Genomic DNA, 1,688 nt, shown 5'->3' with positions numbered 1-1,688 from the left:
GGCTGGGCGAAGAACTGGACGGCGGCGACAGGAAGAAGCGCAGCATCCGCGCCGACCGCGACCGCCCCATCACGGGCACGCGCCTCCTGCGCGAATGGCAGGGCGTCGAGCAGATCGTCACCGTCACCGCCGACGGCTTCGAATGGCAGGGGCGGCCCTACAAGTCGCTTTCCGCCATCGCCCGGGCCATCACCGGCACGCGCTGGAACGGGTGGACCTTCTTCGGGCTGAAGAACCACAGGGGGCGGACATGACGAAGCCGCCCGAGAAATCGAAGGTCGTCCGCAAGCTGCGCTGTGCGATCTACACTCGGAAATCCTCAGAGGAAGGGCTGGAGCAGGAGTTCAACAGCCTGCATGCCCAACGTGAGGCCTGCGAGGCCTACATTGCCAGCCAGCGTTCCGAGGGCTGGGTGCTGGTCCGCGATCAGTATGACGACGGCGGCATCTCGGGCGGCACGCTGGAACGCCCCGGCTTGCGGCGGCTGCTGGAGGACATCGATGACGGGCTGGTCGATGTGGTGGTGGTCTACAAGATCGACCGCCTCAGCCGTTCGCTCGCCGACTTTGCCAAGCTGGTCGAGGTATTCGACAGGAACGGCGTGACGTTCGTCTCGGTCACGCAGTCGTTCAACACGACCACCTCGATGGGGCGGCTGACGCTGAACATCCTGCTGTCGTTCGCCCAATTCGAGCGCGAGGTCACGGCCGAGCGCATCCGCGACAAGGTCGCCGCGAGCCGCAAAAAGGGTATTTGGATGGGCGGGGTGCCGCCATACGGCTACCGGGTCGAGAACCGAAAGCTGGTGGTCGACGAGGAGCATGCCGAGCATGTCCGCTGGATCTTCACTCGATTCCTCGAGATTGGGTCCTGCACGGAACTGGCGCGGGAGGTCGGCGCGCGCGGCATCCGCACCCCGCGCGGGAACAGGATCGACAAGAAGTACGTCTATCGGATGCTGAACAACCGCGCCTACATCGGCGAGGCGGTCCACAAGGGCGACAGCTATCCCGGCGAGCACGATGCCATCATCGACCGCGAGACGTGGGACCGTGTCCATGCGATCCTGCAGGAGAGCCCCCGGAAGCGCGCCGCACGCACACGCGCCGACACGCCCGCGCTGCTGAAGGGGCTACTATTCGGGCCCGATGGCGCCGCGTTCTCGCCCACCCACACCCGCAAGGGCGGGCGGCTTTACCGCTACTACGTCAGTCAGACTGTACTGAAGCATGGTGCTGGTGCGTGTCCAGTCGGCCGCTTGCCAGCGGGCGAGATTGAAGCCGCCGTGATCGACCAGCTGCGCGCCGTGTTCCGCCAGCCCGAGGTCGTGGCGGGCACGTGGAAGGCCGCGCGCACCCACGCTGAAGACACCTCCGAAGCCGACGCCCGCATGGCGCTACAGCAATTGGACCCGCTCTGGGACGAACTTTTCCCCGCCGAACAGGCACGCCTCGTGGCGCTGCTGGTCGAGCGCGTCGATATCGGAGTCGACGGCCTGAACTTGCGGCTACGTATCGACGGTCTCGCTGGCCTTTCCCGCGAGATGCGGGACGGCGACATCGGAGAAGCCGCATGACACACGGCGCGCCGATACCCGAGACCGTGACGCTCCACGTCCCGTTCCGCGTCGTGAAGCGCGGCGGCCGAAAGGAAATGCACCTGCCCGATGGCGTTCGGCCAGACCGCAA

General features: G+C 66.3%; 2 protein-coding genes. Both read left to right on the top strand.

Annotation, left to right across the window (positions count from 1 at the left end; translation table 11 throughout):
* On the top strand, positions 1 to 254 hold a 254-nt coding region (locus tag Q8S30_RS02015), incomplete at its 5' end, for a DUF2924 domain-containing protein (RefSeq protein WP_305664367.1).
* A complete protein-coding gene (locus Q8S30_RS02010) occupies positions 251 to 1,576 on the top strand; it encodes a recombinase family protein (protein ID WP_305664366.1) in 1,326 nt (441 codons plus the stop codon). The genes Q8S30_RS02015 and Q8S30_RS02010, both read left to right, overlap by 4 nt.
* Positions 1,577 to 1,688: the final 112 nt, after the last annotated feature.

The organism is Frigidibacter sp. (genome assembly GCF_030695035.1).
In the GTDB taxonomy this organism is placed as follows: Bacteria; Pseudomonadota; Alphaproteobacteria; order Rhodobacterales; family Rhodobacteraceae; genus Frigidibacter.
The sequence above is the reverse complement of the archived record's forward strand: the minus strand, read 5'-3'. Positions and strand labels throughout refer to the sequence as shown.